Origin of the sequence: Pseudomonas sp. NPDC087029 (assembly GCF_044745345.1) — a bacterium.
GTDB classification, from domain to species: domain Bacteria; phylum Pseudomonadota; class Gammaproteobacteria; order Pseudomonadales; family Pseudomonadaceae; genus Aquipseudomonas; species Aquipseudomonas faucium.
On the sequence record NZ_JBIVAB010000012.1, the window covers coordinates 84,799 to 100,187 of the forward strand.

11 protein-coding genes are annotated in these 15,389 nt (G+C 65.2%); 4 read left to right on the top strand and 7 right to left on the bottom strand.

Annotation, left to right across the window (positions count from 1 at the left end; translation table 11 throughout):
* Window positions 1-5: 5 nt before the first annotated feature.
* From ACIPG5_RS18805 to ACIPG5_RS18820, 4 genes are all read right to left on the bottom strand, one after another.
* Complete coding sequence (locus tag ACIPG5_RS18805; RefSeq protein WP_176516185.1) at window positions 6-563, bottom strand: polysaccharide biosynthesis/export family protein; 558 nt, start codon at window positions 561-563, stop codon at window positions 6-8.
* Between the two features lie 307 nt (window positions 564-870).
* Window positions 871-1,047, bottom strand: coding sequence for an EPS-associated small membrane protein EppA (eppA, locus tag ACIPG5_RS18810; protein WP_176516182.1), 177 nt, complete (start codon window positions 1,045-1,047; stop codon window positions 871-873).
* A 336-nt stretch (window positions 1,048-1,383) separates the two neighbouring features.
* On the bottom strand, window positions 1,384-2,502 hold the full coding sequence (locus tag ACIPG5_RS18815; protein ID WP_401377036.1) for a glycosyltransferase 61 family protein: 1,119 nt from the start codon (window positions 2,500-2,502) through the stop codon (window positions 1,384-1,386).
* A gap of 68 nt (window positions 2,503-2,570) precedes the next feature.
* Complete coding sequence (locus ACIPG5_RS18820) at window positions 2,571-3,725, bottom strand: hypothetical protein (RefSeq protein WP_401377039.1); 1,155 nt, start codon at window positions 3,723-3,725, stop codon at window positions 2,571-2,573.
* Between the two features lie 314 nt (window positions 3,726-4,039).
* On the opposite strand from ACIPG5_RS18820, the gene ACIPG5_RS18825 reads away from it, so the two are divergent.
* Window positions 4,040-7,738, top strand: coding sequence for a dermonecrotic toxin domain-containing protein (locus ACIPG5_RS18825; RefSeq protein ID WP_401377042.1), 3,699 nt, complete (start codon window positions 4,040-4,042; stop codon window positions 7,736-7,738).
* 6 nt (window positions 7,739-7,744) lie between these two features.
* On the opposite strand, the gene ACIPG5_RS18830 is transcribed toward ACIPG5_RS18825, so the two are convergent.
* Window positions 7,745-9,349 (bottom strand): putative bifunctional diguanylate cyclase/phosphodiesterase, encoded by a 1,605-nt coding sequence (locus tag ACIPG5_RS18830; protein WP_401377045.1) that lies wholly within the window; start codon window positions 9,347-9,349, stop codon window positions 7,745-7,747.
* A 138-nt stretch (window positions 9,350-9,487) separates the two neighbouring features.
* Here ACIPG5_RS18830 and ACIPG5_RS18835 point away from each other — a divergent pair, with 138 nt between their 5' ends.
* The 3 genes from ACIPG5_RS18835 to ACIPG5_RS18845 all read left to right on the top strand — a co-directional run bounded on the left by ACIPG5_RS18835 (window position 9,488) and on the right by ACIPG5_RS18845 (window position 12,952).
* On the top strand, window positions 9,488-11,107 hold the full coding sequence (locus ACIPG5_RS18835; RefSeq protein WP_176516171.1) for an NADP-dependent glyceraldehyde-3-phosphate dehydrogenase: 1,620 nt from the start codon (window positions 9,488-9,490) through the stop codon (window positions 11,105-11,107).
* A gap of 123 nt (window positions 11,108-11,230) precedes the next feature.
* Complete coding sequence (locus tag ACIPG5_RS18840; RefSeq protein ID WP_236236274.1) at window positions 11,231-11,701, top strand: VOC family protein; 471 nt, start codon at window positions 11,231-11,233, stop codon at window positions 11,699-11,701.
* Between the two features lie 63 nt (window positions 11,702-11,764).
* Window positions 11,765-12,952, top strand: coding sequence for a hypothetical protein (locus ACIPG5_RS18845; protein ID WP_236236273.1), 1,188 nt, complete (start codon window positions 11,765-11,767; stop codon window positions 12,950-12,952).
* Between the two features lie 104 nt (window positions 12,953-13,056).
* On the opposite strand, the gene ilvA is transcribed toward ACIPG5_RS18845, so the two are convergent.
* Window positions 13,057-14,619: a threonine ammonia-lyase, biosynthetic gene (ilvA, locus tag ACIPG5_RS18850; RefSeq protein WP_401377049.1), complete on the bottom strand. Its 1,563-nt coding sequence runs from the start codon at window positions 14,617-14,619 to the stop codon at window positions 13,057-13,059.
* A gap of 184 nt (window positions 14,620-14,803) precedes the next feature.
* Complete coding sequence (locus ACIPG5_RS18855) at window positions 14,804-15,235, bottom strand: PACE efflux transporter (RefSeq protein ID WP_176518355.1); 432 nt, start codon at window positions 15,233-15,235, stop codon at window positions 14,804-14,806.
* Window positions 15,236-15,389: the final 154 nt, after the last annotated feature.

Here is a 15,389-nt window from a genome sequence, read left to right on the forward strand (position 1 = left end):
AAGATTCAAGGTACGACCAGCGTATCGCCAGCCTGAAGTTGGAAGTTGGTGGACATGTCACGCCCAGAAACCAGATCCTTGTAGCGCACCGGCAATACCTTTTGTGCAGGGCCACTGCCGCGGATCACCTTGATGGCGCTTTCGTCGGCGAATTTGTCCATTCCACCCGACATGCTCAAGGCTTGCAGTACGGCCGTAGGGCCTGCCATTGGCACCGGGCCTGGCTTGATCACTTTGCCCTGGACGTACACCAGGTTGCCGGCGGTGCCGGTGACCACCACGCTGACGTTCGGGTCGGCAAGAAAAGGCTTGAGGCCGGCGGTGACCTTCTTGGCCACTGCGGTCACATCCAGGCCCGCCACATCGATGCGGCCGGCCAGGGGGAAGGTAATGCTGCCATCGGGGAGTACGACGGTTTCCTGGCGCAGGGTGTCTTCCTGCCACACGGAGATCAACACTTTGTCGCCGGGGCTCAACAGGTAGGTGGACGTGCTGTCATCGGCAACGCTGGCGCCGGCCCAGGCGCACAGTACGCAGAACAGGGAAATCAGCAAACGCGCCATGAGGGATCCCTCCGGCCAATCGGCCCAGGTTAAGAGCACTGAATGAGAACAACAGCAAGCCTCTCGCTCCACACGCAGCTGCAAACCCGCTGCGCCGGCCTCGCAATCCTGCAGGCCCTTTACCGCGATGCCGCCTTGCCTGCCCCTGCCACCACTGCCCAAGGGTCTGGCCAGTGGAATATAGCAATGGCTGGAAAATTGACAAGCAACCGCCAGCGATAAAGCGCAAATGTCCGTTTTTGTGCGTCAAGTTGCTGGCGTCGCGATAAAGAAAGGTAAACTTCAAACAACTAACACGGGCAACGCTTCAAATCTTCTTTCTATTGGCTACCGCCACGAAGCCAATGACTGCAAACGCAAAAAGCCAACCCGCCGTTGCCAAAGGAACAATATTGGTCTGGTTCATATAAGAATCAGCCGCTCGTGCCGCACCGCTCAATAACACCAACAGGAAAATCGATTTGATGAACAGAGTCGAGCGCATGTTCCCCTCCTGAAAAGAGGACAGTTATTGTTGGTTTGAATAGAGTTTTTACTGCTGGTGATTGGAGCTTATGGGCACAATGACATTACGTCAATGATCCGACACCATAATAAAAATCAATCGACCGACCCGGTACTCGTCAATTTACCGCCATGCAGAAAATGCACCCCCAACTGCCCGCCTGGGGCAATTAACAAGTTATTGAAATTGCGCGATATTGTGACACTCATTGGCCGCGTTACAACGCCGGGCGAACGCCACCGACTCGCTTTTCTGGCGGCGCCCAAGTGTTTCAACGGCGAGAACAGGTGCGAATCATTCTGCTTAGCAACCGTTTTATGACGGAAAAAGATCAAGCGTGCGTTCCACTTCATCGATATCAAGGGTAAAGCCTTCGCCCTCGGGCACGCCGACCACAAAACCGAAGTGCTGGTGATCGCGATCGGTCAGGTACTTGTAATAACTGACGAAGCGGTTTGGCGGTTGCAGCGCCAGGAAGTTACAACCGGCTTGCAGCACATTGATGCCATGTACCAGCTGGCTGCCCTCCACCCCGACCACCGTCCTGGCGCCCGCGCAGGCGGCCACGATCGAAGGCACATCCAGCTGCATCGGGTTGATCACCCGAAAGCCGCGCTGCGTGCGCAGGTGCTCGGCGATTTCCAGCTCATTGCGCAACAGCCGCAGGTCGCCATCGCTGCCACGCAGGATGAACACGCCCGGGTGCGGCGTGCTATCCACATGCGCCAGCAGTTTGTCGCCCATGGCCTTGTAGCGCTGGTGCCGGCTGCGGTTGTTGCTGACATCGTCGAACAGCACCAGCTCGTGGAAGAAGGCACTGCGCAGGCGCAGCGGCTGCATGCCCAGCCACTGCTCGTAGGCCGGCCCCTGGGTGAACAGCGGGTAGCGCGCCGAGGGTGCGGTGGTCACCGGCACGCCCTCGTTGCAGGCCAGGGCGTAGGTGGGGCAGTCCTCCATCAGCCAGGTGCCGAACCAGGTGTTGCCGTTTTGCGTGCAATAGGCCGCGCCCCGTTCGATCTCATGCTCCACGGCAATGCGCGGGAAGGTACTGGGCTTGAGCGACAGCCAGTGGCTGGCATTGCCCTTGTACAGCGCGCCATCGATCAGCCACACGTCCTTGAGCAGGTAGGCGCGGGTCGGCCCCTGCTCGGCGCGGATGCCGCCCTCCATGGTGCGCCCCGGGTGCACGTAGGGGAAAAAGCGCTTGGCCTCCCAGCCGGTTACCCGCTCCAGCTGGTTGGGCAGGTAGAAGGCCGGCGGCGACAGCGTGGTTTCGCCGGGGGCGATATCCCAGGTTCTGACCGCCAGGCTCTTGAGCTCGATATCCGCTTTGCGCGCCAGCCGTTTTCGCGCCATGTGCCGGTAAGCCGCCAACGTCCAGGCATGGCCGCTGGCAACCGGGTAATCACTGAGTTTCGAGATATCGCTTTGCATGAGGCGGCCTCCACGGTAACGGGGCAAGGGGCTGACGCGAGGGGTCTGTTACCGGCCAGACGGGGTGCTCAACTGGACGGCACCCGCTCCATCTGGGGCGGTGAATGGAAGGTGGCGTAACGCGCGCGCAAGGTTTCCAGGAACGACTCCCCTGCACTCTTGTCGCCATAGAGGTAGATCTTGTGCAGCCCGCCAAAGACCATTTCGTGATAACGGCTGGCCACTTCTTCATCGCTGGCGCCTTCGGGCAGGCCCAGGTGCAGCGTCAACTTGTTGCCCTCCATGGCGAACAGCGGCGTGTCCCAGAGAAACTGCGCGGTGCCCATTCTGGGCAGGCGCACGAACATGTAGGCGTGGTTGCCCAGCGAATCGACATCGCCGCCACGCCGGCGCTTCCACTTGAGCAGCCCATCGTCGGGCCGGGCCAGGCACAGGCCGATGTCGTAGTAGTCGTAACCGTGCTCCAGGGCCCATTCCAGGGCCATGAAGGTGGTGATCGAGTTGACCTCGCGCAGGCGCTTGGCGTCGGAGAACACCGCCTCGCAGTAGCCGAAGCGCAGGGTGCTCCAATAGCGCTTGCCGCCGCGGGTGATTTCGCAGCCCAGGTGGCAGGCCACCACTTCGTCGTTGAGGGTGATCAGGTCGAGCCGGCCCACGCCCTTGGCCAGGCGGAACACTTCCTCGGTGGCGAACTGCGCGGCATGGATGCCCTGGCGCGCCGTGGCGTATGGGCGCAGCAGGTCGCGGTCGGCCATGGCGATTTCGTTGTCGTCGAAGGTCTGGCGCATCTGGTACAGCGGCCGGTTCTTGCGGATGCTGCGGCGCAGCTCGCTGTCGTAGCGGCCGGTGATGTCATCGAGCGAGCGCCCCAGCGGTACCACTGCGCTCAGGTAATGGGGCACCGACAATGCGCCGGCGGTGGGCACCTCGCTAACCACCACCACGTGGTTCTGCGCGGCGGGGGTGGCCGCGCCCTGCACATCGCCGGCATCGCGCGGCGCCTTGCCGCCGATCAGCAGCTTGGCCATTTCGCGCTGCTGCTTCCTGCCGATGTAGAGGATTTCGTAGGGGCTGGCCTGCTGCAGCCTGAACCTGGCGATCTCCCACCGCCAGAAACAGGCCCGACCGAGGATGTCCCGTAACATGCTTGAAACGGTCCTGATCTCGTAACGCAGGGAGGGCGAAATGAGTTTGCGGGCTACTGCCACCAGGTGCGCTTTCATTCTTTTTTGACGTCCCTTTGTATATTTCAACTGGCGTTATCGCAAAAGACGATGAAGTTTCATTAACACAGCCGCATAACTTACTGATAAATCAATAACATTTATCCGTTATCACCCTAACATTCAGTAACAATTTAAGATGCAAGCTCGCGCCTTGGCAAGCGGCATTTTGCTAGCACTTGGCCTTATTTTATGACGTCAAATTTGCCCCTGCTGCCTAGCACCATCATTTATAACGGCAATGGCTAATTATCTACTTCCGGGGGTTGTGCAGGTGCGGGCCTGCTGGCTGCTCTTTCAACAGGAGCGCCACCATGAACTTGCCCGCAAGTGAAAACCCCCATCAACAATTGATTGAAGCGCAACTGCCTGCCTGGGCACGGCATGCGGCGCCGCAACACTGGCAGGCACTGCGCGAAAGCCTGCTGCCTGCCCAAGGCCTGGTCGATAGCGAGGCCGCCTGGTTCGCCAATGCGGCGCCCGACCTGCGCGCCGCAGTACTGGCCAGCCAGGCTCGGCTGGATGATTCGCAACAGGCACTGGCGCGCTCGCTCAAGGGCATTGAGAACATTGCGCCGTTCGCCGAAACGCGGCTCGCGCAGCGACTGCAGGCCGAGCACCAACTGGCGGTCCCGCTGCGCAGCACCGAGCTGGTGGAAATTCATCACCTGTTCACCTTTGGCACCTATGTCACCCGCCACACGCAGACCAGCCTGCTGGAAGCGGCCTTGCACAACTTCGATGCCGCGGCCACGTTCAGCACCGACAGTGCATTGACGCTGGCCGGCGACGCCCGCTTCGAACAGGTGCGTACCGTGGGCCGCACCACCTTGGGCGACAGCGAGACGTGGGTGGATATCGAACTGGAATCGGAAACGCCAAGCCTCAAGCCCTTGACGCTCGCCCCTGACGATTTCGCCCGCAGCTGCCGTGACCTGGATATCGGCAAGCAGTACCAGAAACACCTGCAGGCCTGCTTCGGCCGCCCGGCCGTGCGCCGCGACAGCCTGGCCCTGCAGCGCGACCGCCTGCGCCTGGCCGCCGACCTGGCCTTGTTGCGCCATGGCATTGACGGCCCCGCCCGCGATGTCATCGAGGCGCTGCTGGGCGACGCCGCCGTGCGCTGCTGGCAACCCTCGCTGTTCGCAATTGGCCTGCATGAAGCACTGATCATCGACGCCGGCGCCAGGGGCCTGCTGTTGTACCTGCCCGGCGACGAGCGAGCCCTGCTGCAGTGCGAAGGGCTAGCGGGTGTGCATCAGCACCTGCTCGCGCAACTGCTGCAACCTGCGTATCGACGCGCCTTTTTGCGCTACGTGCCGGCGGCGCTGCAGCACCGCTTTGTCGATCGCCTGCAACAAAACCTCGAATCCACTGCCGACCTTCACCTGACGACTGAGCTGATCGCCGCCCCGGTATTTGCCTTTATCCACGATGACCACGTGGCCCGCCTGCAAGCAGAAGCGGCTGACCTTGCGGTACCCACGGCCGCCGTCGATGCCAAAGCCCGGCAACGGCGTATCGCCCAGTGGCAGAGCCTGGGCATGGACGCACTGATGCTGGCGGGCTTCTTCGTCCCCGGTGTCGGCACCCTGATGACAGGCGTGATGGCCTGCCAGCTGCTCGGCGACGTGTACGAGGGCTACCAGGCCTGGCACGTCGGCGACCGCCACCTGGCCTTGCAGCACCTAGAGGCCGTGGGCCTGAACCTGGCCTTGATCGGCGCCCTGCATGGGGCTGGCAAGGTGGTGCCGAAGCTGCTCGGCAGCCCGCTGCTGGAAAGCCTCGAGCCGGTGCAGATGCCCGATGGCAGCCGCCGGCTGTGGCGCCCGGACCTGGCAGGCTATGCCAGTGAGGTAGCACTTGCACACTCCAGCACGCCCAACGCGCTCGGCCAGGTTGCCCATGACGGCAGGCTGTACATTGCGCTGGAGGGCGCCACGTACGAAGTGAGCCAGGACGCCGCCGAACATGGTTGGCGAATCCACCACCCCAACGACCCCGAAGCCTATCGCCCGCGCCTGGAACATAACGGTGAAGGCGCCTGGCGCACCGAGCACGAAGTGCCCCAGGCCTGGTCCGATGCCCAGTGCGTGCGGCGCCTGGGTTTGCCGACCGACGCCCTGGATGACGCCCGGCTGCAACTGGCCATGGCCATCAGTGGCGTCGACCGCGCAGGCCTGCAGGCCGTGCACCTGGCGGGCGAGGCCACTCCGGTGCTGCTCGCCGACACCGTAGAGCGCCTGGCCCTGGCCAGCCTCAACGCCGGCGTGGCGACCGATGCCGAACGTCAACTCACAGAGGCCTACGCCGGCCTCGACACCGCGCTGGCCAGGCGCCTGCTGTCACGCCTGTCTGCCGACGAGATGGCCGGCTGGACGGCGCAGGGCCACTTGCCTGCCTGGCTACGACTGGAAAGCGAACAAGTCAGCCGCGACCTGCCCTTGGTGCGCGCACTGCAGGGGCTGCATGAGCCGCGCCTGGCCAACCCCGACAGCGAACGCCTGCTGCTGGCCTGCATCGAGCGCGTTGCAAGCTGGCCCACCGAGCTGCATGTGCAGATCCGCGCCGCCAGCCCGAGCGGCGACGTGTTGGCGAGCCTGGGTGACGAAAACGCCGCCCAGCAGCTGCTGTTGCTCAGGTCCGACTCTGGCTACGAACGCCATGTCGGCGAACGCCCGACCAGCGGGCCGCTCTACCCCGAGCCGTATCAGCCGCTGTACGCGGGCGCGCCACAGAGCCTGCAGCTGGCCTGGGGCAGCGCTGATGCGTTGCGCCTGCGCACCCAGCAACTGGCCCTCGCCGAGCGCGCCCACTGGCCGCAACGCCTGTGGGGCCTGGCGGCCAAGCGCCCTGCCCGTCGTGGCGGCCTGCGCGGCGGCGGCCCGCTTTCTCCGTTGCCACCCCTATCGCCTCTGGCCAGCGGCTCCGTGGAGGGGCGCCTGCGCAGGCTCTACCCGGCCATCAGCCCAGCGCAGATCCAGCAGTTGCAAGCCGACTGGCGCCGCGCGCTGGTGGTTGCCGAACACGAGTTGCAGGTGCGCGAGGCGGCGCTGCAGCAACTGCGCGACAGCCTGGCCCGCTGGGCCGCGAGCACGGCGCGGCGCCAACGCGCCAGCGTGCGCATCCTCGACGCCTGGCGGCGCAATGCCGTGCGCTGGCTGGGCGTCGACGAACGTATCCACTGGCTCAACCTGGCCAACCTGGAGCTGGAAAACCAGGACCTGGCCGCCCTCGCCCTGCCCGACGGCTTCAATCACATCATGGAGCTGGACCTCAGCGGCAACAGCCTGCTCAGCGAAGTACCCGGGCAATGGCTGCAACGCATGGCGCAGGTGCGCCGGCTGATGCTCAAGCGGTGCCGTTTCGATCGCCTGCCGCAGCTGGCGCAACCGTCCACACTGGAATGGCTCGACATCGAACACAACCGCATCACCTGGGACAACCAGGCCCAGGCCACCCTGGAGCAGTGGACCGCGCTGCGCATCCTCGACCTTTCCGACAACCCGCTGCTCAATGCGCCAGACATGTCACACACGCCCAGCGTCACCTCGCTGTTCATGGTCAACTGCAGCCTCACGCGCTTGCCCCAGGGGCTGGAGCACTTGCGATCAGCGCTGTTCATCGACCTGTCCGACAACCAGTTCCAGCGCCTGCCCAGCGGTTTCATCCTGCCCCCCGCCACTGCCGATGCCGTGAGCCTGGAAAGCGCCGCACTGGGCTTGCCGATCCGCGAGCAGATCGAAGACTACTACCAGCAGCACGGCGTCGACCTGCTGGTGGCCGTCACCGATTACCAGGAGCTGCTGGCAGATGCCAGCGCCCGGCGCCTGCAGCTCTGGGCACGGGTGCCGCTGCAGTACCGGCGCGACCTGCGCCTGCTGATCGAAGACATCGGCGATCACGACACCGGCCTGCAAGCGCTGTGGCGCCGCCTGGAGCGCATGGACACCGACCCGCGTTTTCGTGAGCGCGCACTGGCCGCGCCGGCCACCTCGCTGCTGGAGCTGTAGCGCCCCTCAGGCGCCGGCCTGGCGGCCCTGCTCGCGGCGCGCCGCCAGCCAGCGCGCCAGGTCGGCCGCCGGCATCGGCCGCGCCAGCAGGTAACCCTGGCCCTGGTCACAGCCGGCGTTGCGCAGGAAGTCGTACTGCGCCTGGGTCTCGATGCCTTCGGCGGTGATGCGAAAGCCCAGCGCATGGCCCAGGTCGATGATCGCCCGGGCCACCGCCACGGCATCGTCATCGTCCGGCAGGTCCTTGATGAAGGCGCGGTCGATCTTCAAGTGGTCGATCGGCAATGCGCGCAGGTAGGCCAGTGACGAATAGCCGGTGCCGAAGTCGTCCACCGCGGTGGTCACGCCCATGGCCTGCAACTGGGCCAGCACCGCGCAGGCCTGCTGCTGGCTTTCCATCAACAGGCTTTCGGTGATTTCCACTTCCAGCAGGCTCGGCGGCAGGCCATGCCGCTCCAGGGCCTGGGCCAGGCTGGTGACGTAGTCGCTGCGCTCGATCTGCAGCGCCGCCACGTTGATCGCCATCGGCCCGGGCACCCGGTCCTGGTCGCGCCAGGCGGCCATCTGCGCACAGGCCAGTTCCAGCACCCGCTCGCCCAGCGGGATGATCAGCCCGGTGCGTTCGGCCAGCGGGATGAACTCGGCGGGCGGCACCAGGCCGTGGGCCGGGTCGCGCCAGCGCAGCAGCGCCTCGACGCCCTCCAGGCAACCGCTGAACAGGTCGACCTTGGGCTGGTACCACAGCTCGAACTCGTTGGCCTGCAAGGCCCGGCGCAAGTTGCGCTCCAGGTCCAGGCGCTGCTGCAGGCGTGCGGTCATGTCGCCGTGGTAAGGGCGCCAGGTGTTGCGCCCGCTTTCCTTGGCCACATACATGGCGGTGTCGGCATGGCGCAACAGGCTGCCGACATCGGCCCCATGCTGCGGGCACCAGGCCAGGCCAATGCTGCCCGTGACCAGCGCGGCGTTGCCGTTGAGGTCGAACGGCCGCTGCAGGCAGCGCAGCAAGTGCGCCAGCTGGTGGCTGATCTGCCCCTGGGTGCCGCGCAGCATGAACACGAATTCATCGCCGCCCAGGCGGCACAGGCGGTCGGCGCTGTCCAGTTCCTGCAGAAAGCGCGCAGTGGCCTGCTGCAGCAGCAGGTCGCCCATGGGGTGGCCGAGGCTGTCGTTGACCTGCTTGAAGCCGTCGATGTCGAGCATCAGCACGGCCAGGCCATCGCCCTTGCCGATCGCTTCGGTCAGCTGCTGCTGGAACAGCACGCGGTTGGGCAGGCCGGTGATGGTGTCGTAATGGGCCAGGCGTTCGAGCTGCGACTGGGAGCGGCGCAGCTCGCGGTTGCGCTGCTGCAACTGGCGCTGCTTGCGGTGGGTCTGGCAGAGAAACAGGCACGTCACGCCGGTGCAGGCCAGGGCGTACCAGAACAGTGGCGAGGTCAGCACGTAGGCCTCGGTGCCGGCCGGCTGACGCTGCACATCCACCTGCCCAAGCAGCACCGACAGGCCGACGCCGGCCACGGTGAGGCCAGCCGGCAACCAGCGGCAGAGGGTTTGGCGCAGGCGACCGACAGGCGGTTTCTGCTCTTCTGAAAGCGGGGAGTTGGACGGGATCATAGGCCTGCGAACGCGGTCGATTGCTCCTGTATCGGCGCACGCCCGGCAATATTGAGCCAGACTGGTATTTTTCTTTGGCCAGGTGCATGCTCGAAGCTGAAGCGATTCACCTGCCTAGACATGCGAGGTGCGGCACCCATGGACTCCCTGCTCGATTCGCTGTTTCCCAGCCCAGACGACATCCCCGAGGCCTGGCACCTGGGCGAGCCCCTGGAGCAACGCGACTATTTGGTCAACGGTGAGCTGCGCCGTTGGGACGGCCCGCTGGCCACGGTGCGCAGCCCGGTGTGGCTCAAGCACGCCGATGGCGAACGCCAGGTCATCCTCGGCAGCGCCCCGCTGCTCGATGCCGACACCGCGCTGACGGCCCTGGACGCCGCCGTGCAGGCCTACGACAAGGGCCGCGGCAGCTGGCCGAACATGCGCGTGGCCGAGCGCATCCAGCATGTGGAGCAGTTTCTGGCGCGCATGCGCGAGCAACGCACGGCGGTGGTCAAGCTGCTGATGTGGGAGATCGGCAAGAACCTCAAGGACTCGGAAAAGGAATTCGACCGCACCTGCGACTACATCAATGACACCATCAACGCCCTCAAGGACCTCGACCGCCGCTCCAGCCGCTTCGAGCTCGAACAAGGCACCCTCGGCCAGATCCGCCGCGCGCCCCTGGGCGTGGCGCTGTGCATGGGCCCCTACAACTACCCGCTGAACGAAACCTTCACCACGCTGATCCCGGCGCTGATCATGGGCAACACCGTGGTGTTCAAGCCGGCCAAGTTCGGCGTGCTGCTGATCCGCCCGCTGCTCGAAGCCTTTCGCGACAGCTTCCCGCCGGGGGTGATCAACGTGATCTACGGCCGCGGCCGGGAAACGGTCAGCGCCTTGATGGCCAGCGGCAAGGTCGACGTGTTCGCCTTCATCGGCACGCACAAGGCGGCCAGTGATTTGAAGAAGCTGCACCCGCGCCCGCACCGGCTGCGCGCGGCCCTGGGGCTGGATGCCAAGAACCCCGGCATCGTGCTGCCCCAGGTGGACCTGGACAACGCCGTGGACGAGGCCGTCACCGGCGCCCTGTCGTTCAATGGCCAGCGCTGCACGGCGCTGAAGATCCTGTTCGTGCACGAGGATGTGGTCGAGCCGTTCCTCGACAAGTTCCAGCGCAAGCTCGCCGCGCTCAAGCCGGGCATGCCCTGGGCGCCGGGCGTGGCCCTGACGCCGCTGCCGGAACCGGGCAAGGTCGACTACCTCGCAGGCCTGGTGGCCGATGCCACCGCCAAGGGCGCGCGGGTGCTCAATGAAGGCGGCGGGCAAAGCCGCGGCTCGTTCTTCTACCCGGCGCTGCTGTACCCGGTGAACCGCGACATGCGCGTGTACCACGAGGAGCAGTTCGGCCCGGTGGTGCCGGTGGTGCCCTACCGCGACCTGCAGACGGTGATCGACTACGTGCTCGACTCCGACTACGGCCAGCAACTGAGCCTGTTCGGCAACGACCCGGCGACCATCGGCAGCCTGGTCGACATCTTTGCCAACCAGGTCGGGCGCATCAACCTCAACGCCCAGTGCCAGCGCGGCCCCGACACCTACCCGTTCAACGGCCGCAAGAACAGCGCCGAAGGCACCCTGTCGGTGCATGACGCCTTGCGCGTGTTCTCGATCCGCACCCTGGTGGCCACCCGCTTCCAGGAGGCCAACAAGGAGTTGATCAGCGAGATCATCCGCAACCGCCAATCGAGCTTCCTGACCACCGACTACATCTTCTGAGGCGCGGCTGTTTATAGACAATCGGTCTAGCAGGATTGTCGATCTTCCAGGGCTGCAAACGACTCTATGCAACAGGGGCGCGCCACGTGCCCCCTTCGCAACCCCGTCAGAGGAGTACCGAACATGGCAGTCAAACCCATTCCCGAAGGGCAGCACAGCATCACCCCCTACCTGGCCATCAAGGACGCCGCCAAGGCCATCGAGTTCTACAAGAAGGCCTTCGGCGCCGTGGAGATGTTCCGCCTCGAAGGCCCGGACGGCCGCGTCGGCCATGCCGAGCTGAAGATCGGCGATTCGTCGATGATGCTCGCCGACCCGTGCGACCAGATGGAAGGCGGCCTCACCGCCAGCCAGAAACTCAATGGCGCCGCCGTTGGCCTGCACCTGTACGTCGAGGACTGCGACAAGGTGTATGCCCAGGCCCTGGCCGCCGGCGCCACCCAGATGCATGAAGTGAAGGACCAGTTCTATGGCGACCGCAGCGGCACCCTGAAAGACCCGTTCGGCAACCTGTGGTTCGTCTCCACCCACAAGGAAGACCTCAGCCCCGAGGAAATCCGCGCCCGCGCCGCGAAAATGTTCGCTGGCAGCTGAACCACACGTTGAAAGCGGCGCGACTTTGCCTGAAGCTTGGGGCTCGTAGCTGGGAGCTGCTTCATGCGAATCATCGACAAGACCGCCGCGCAGGTGCGCAGCCTGACACCGGCCGAAGAGGAACTGCTGGCGGATTTCGCCGGCGGCAACCTCGTCGGCCCCCGCCTGTTGCAGGCCAACCAGCTGCTGATGAAAGTGCGCAGCGCCAACCAGTGGCTGGCCTGCGATTGCCGCAAGGATGCGTTGCCGGTGCTCAATGTCACCCTCAATGGCAACACCGGCACGCTGTTTCTCAAGAACAACCCCGGCACCGCCGAGCACGCCCCCGGCTGCCCCTTCACCAAGGACGAACGCGAGGCCGCCGAGCGCGAGGCCCAACCCAGCGCCCCGGCCGCCTGGCTGGCGCCGGATACGCCGCTGCGCCTGATCGCTGACTTCCCCAGGGCCAGCGATGGCCTCGAAGGCAGTGGCGAGGGCAGCGAGCGGCGCGACCAGCAGCGTTTGCTGTCGCTGTTGCTGACCTGGATCGAGACCAGCGGCCTGAACCTGTACGCCACGCACCTGAAAAAGGACCTGACTGCCCAGTTCGCCGAACTGCGCAGCGTCGCCAGCCGATATCCGCTGCTCGAACGGGTGCCCGCCAGCAACTACCTGGAAACCCGGCTGGACATGAAGCACATGATGATGCTCAAAGCCCGCCTGCGCGAGGCCACGGTGTTCGGCAACCACCGCCGCCACGGGCTGCTGCTGGACTGCGTCGACCAGGTGCGCGGGCGCAAGCTGTTCAACAACCGCAGCGAGGATGGCTTCGACTTCCAGGGGCACCACCTGTACTGGGGCGGCAGCCGCGCATCCGGCCCGCTGCTGGCCCTGGCCCTGTATTCGCCGGCCACCGCCGGCAGCCATTTCTACGAGCTGATCCATGTGGCCAGCGTGCCGGTGCTGTCGCGGGCTCACCTGTTCCCGGTGTATCGCGACGAGGAACGTGAGCCGCTCAAGGCGTTGGTGTCGTTGATCGACTGGATGGCCGGCAAGGGTGTGAAGGTGCAGATGCGCCGGCCGGTGATTGGCGGGCAGGTGATGGATGAGCTGGTGCTGACCTCGGACCAGGACCGGGTGTTGTCGGTGTCGCTGCTGGAGCAGCCGCTGGGGCCGGAGCCGGATGCCGAGAACTTCAAGCGCTATGCCGACTTCAAGAGCCTGGAGACCTTCCGCAAGTATGTGGCCGGGTTCTTCATGCGCGAGCGCTAGCGGCCGCGCTGGCCCCATCGCCGGCAAGCCGGCTCCCACAGGCACAGCGCTGTACATGTGGGAGCCGGCTTGCCGGCGATGGGGCCAGTACCGACACCACCGCACTACCCCAGAAACAACCGATAAGCCGGGTTCTCGGTCTCATCCCAATACCGATACCCCATCTCCTCCAGCGCCATCGGCAACCCCACCTGTTCCTCCACCGGCACCTCCAGCGCCGCAAACACCTGGGCCTGCGCCGCGCCATGGTTGCGGTAATGGAACAGGCTGATGTTCCAGCGCTTGCCCAGCCGCTCGAGAAAGCCCAGCAACGCCCCCGGCCGCTCCGGGAACTCGAAGCGCAGCACCCGCTCCTGCGCGCCCGGCGCCGCATGCCCACCCACGGTATGGCGCACGTGCAACTTGGCCAGTTCGTTGTCGGTCAGGTCGAGCACCCTGTAGCCCTGCTCGCCCAGGCTCGCCAGCAGTTGCTCGCGCGGGTCGTGCTGCGGGTGGGTCTGCACGCCGACGAACAGGCGCGCCTCCTTGCCGGGGTAATAGCGGTAGTTGAACTCGGTGATCTGCCGGCGCCCCAGCGCCTGGCAGAACGCGCGGAAGCTGCCGGGCTGCTCGGGGATGGTCACGGCGATGATCGCTTCACGCTGCTCGCCCAGCTCGGCACGCTCGGCCACATGGCGCAGGCGGTCGAAGTTGACGTTGGCGCCGGAGTCGATGGCCACCAGGGTCTGCCCCTGCACGCCTTCGCGGGCCACGTACTTCTTGATCCCGGCCACCGCCAGGGCGCCGGAGGGCTCGGTGATCGAGCGGGTGTCGTCGTAGATGTCCTTGATCGCCGCGCACAGCTCGTCGCTGCTGACCGTGATCACTTCATCGACGAAATGCCGGCACAGCTCGAAGCAATGGGCACCGACCTGGGCCACCGCCACGCCATCGGCAAAGGTGCCGACCTGCGCCAGGATCACCCGCTCACCGGCCGCCAGCGCGGCCTGCAGGCAATTGGAATCTTGCGGCTCGACGCCGATCACCTTGACCTGCGGGCGCAGGTACTTGACGTAGGCGGCGATGCCGGCCACCAGCCCGCCGCCACCCACCGGCACGAAGATCGCGTCCAGCGCCCCCGGCTGCTGGCGCAGGATTTCCATGCCCACGGTGCCCTGCCCGGCGATCACGTCGGGGTCATCGAACGGCGGCACGAAGGTCGCCCCTTCGCTGTCGGCCAAGGTCAGCGCGTGGGCCAGGGCATGGGGGAAGCTTTCACCGTGCAGCACCACCTGGCCACCGCGTGAACGCACGCCCTCGACCTTCAGCGAAGGGGTGGTGGTGGGCATGACGATGGTCGCCCTGATGCCCAGCCGCGCCGCCGCCATGGCCACGCCCTGGGCGTGGTTGCCAGCGGAGGCGGTGATGACCCCGCGCTCGCGCTGGGCGGTGCTCAGCCGCGCCAGGCGGGTGTAGGCACCGCGGATCTTGAACGAGAAGGTCGGTTGCAGGTCTTCGCGCTTGAGCAGCACCTGGTTGCCCAGGCTGGCCGACAGTGCCGGCGCCAGCTGCAGCGGGGTTTCGATGGCCAGGTCGTACACCGGCGCCGAGAGAATGCGGCGCACCTGCTCCGACAGCAGCTGCTGCGGGGTGAGCGGTGTGCGGGGGCTGACGTTGAGGCTGGTCATCGGGTGCAACTCCTTGGCTTTATTTGCGTTGCCCAGGAGTCAGAGAGAAGAAACCCGCCTCCAGGGCGGGTTCGGTGCACGTACGCGCTAGCCCGCCAAACTGATAATGGCGGTAATAATAATCGCGTTCACGTGCGGGAAAGTGTTCATGGGGTGGGAACTTATCCTGCAAGCTGGCGGCAAGTCAACACTTGGCTTGCTGGGCCGAAAGCGGCACGTCGAACACCTTGTCGAAGCCCCACTGGAACACGAAGGCGTAGACGAAGAAGAACACGAACAGCGCAAGGTTAGTGAGCAGCGCCGCCCACAGGCTCACGTCCAGCCAGTACGCCACCAGCGGCAGCAACAGCAGCACCAGCCCGCCCTCGAAGCCCAGGGCATGCAGCAAGCGGCGCAGCAGCGTGCGCTCGCGCTTGGGCTGGCGTGCCTCCCAGCGTTCGAACGCCCAGTTGAAGGCCATGTTCCAGCTCATCGCGATGCCCGACATGAGGATCGACAACAGGGTCGACTGGGCCATGCCCGCATCGAACGCCAGCTCCAGCGCCGGCGCCACGCAGGCCACGGCAATCGCCTCGTAGAGAATGGCCTGGACGATCTTGCGTGCCTTGCCTTGCATGTGCAGCTCCGTTTGGAAATGACCTGCCAAATTACAAGAAGCTGCTTGTAAGAAAAAGCCTGAAATACATTTTTGACTGAACGTTCAATTAAAAATATTTAGACTAAACGTTTCAGCGACACCCATTCTCCGGCACCCGGCAGCCCCGCCCTGC